Source organism: Acrocarpospora sp. B8E8, from assembly GCF_039871605.1.
Lineage (GTDB): Bacteria > Actinomycetota > Actinomycetes > Streptosporangiales > Streptosporangiaceae > Acrocarpospora > Acrocarpospora macrocephala.
In genome coordinates this window covers 1-1,041 of sequence record NZ_JBDPLV010000210.1, presented here as the reverse complement: position 1 = coordinate 1,041, position 1,041 = coordinate 1, and the positions used below count along the sequence as shown (strand labels likewise).

General features: G+C 60.3%; 1 protein-coding gene. It reads right to left on the bottom strand.

The annotated features are described in order from the left end of the window. Positions 1-2 precede the first annotated feature (2 nt). A partial coding sequence (locus tag ABGB08_RS54650; RefSeq protein ID WP_347608548.1) for an IS630 family transposase occupies positions 3-1,041 on the bottom strand: 1,039 nt, incomplete at its 5' end.

Genomic DNA, 1,041 nt, shown 5'->3' with positions numbered 1-1,041 from the left:
TACTAAGCAGAAACTGGGCTACTGGACCGTAGCTCAGTTACAGGCATCGTGATGTACAGCAGGTCGCGATCCCGGAAGAAGCTGCGAACAAGCTCGGGTGTTGCCTGAAGTCGGTCGACAGCTCGCTCAATCCTGTTGGTCAACTCCTCTACGGAGCGGACGACGGCCCGGCCGACTCGATCGTGCTTGATACTTTTCCAGATCCACTCGTCGGGATTCAACTCCGGAGAGTAGGGCGGCAGGAAGAAGATGCTCAGTCGTCCCTTAGTGGACTTCACGAACGCCTTGGTCTCCTTCGATCGGTGCGCCGGATGTCCGTCCAGGATCAGGAAGATCTTCCCGGGGATGTCGTGGAGCAGGGTCTTGAGGTATTCGATAAAGGCTGCCGAATCGATGGTGCCGACGAAGGAGAAGTGCAGCTTGCCCCGCGTGTTCACCACGGAAATCATGTTCACCGAGTGCCGTTGGCCGGTGCCGCGGACAATGGGAGTATCGCCGACCGGCCCCCAGGTCGTGCCCGCGTGATGGTTGGTCCGGACGCTGGCCTCATCCAAGAAGTAGATGCCGGCGCCCTGGCTGATGGCCTGTGCCCGGATCTTGGGGTACTCCTCCTCTTTCCATTGGCGTACCCGCTCCGGATTTTGCTCGTATGCGCGAACCAATGGTTTTTGCGGTGACAGGCCCAGCCGGGCGAGCAGCCTGCCGACCCATTGCGGCGTGAACTCTACGCCGAACTTCCGTTTGATCAGCTCAGCAACCATCTCACGTGTCCACAGGCCAAAGTCGAATTGCAGTTGCCGGGGGTCCTGTCCGACGATCCACCCGCGCAACTGGGCCAGCTGTCGATCGTTCAACGCCGCTTTGGGTCCGGGTGGCATCTTCACTTTCAATGCATCCGGTCCGCCTTCTTCGCGGAGCTTGATCCACCCGTATATCGTCGACCTGCCGACGCCGAAGATGGCCACTGCGTCATCGACGTGCATGCCTTTGTCTATCGCGCTGAGTACGAGCGTCCGGGTGTCCTCGAGGGCTCGCCGGGGG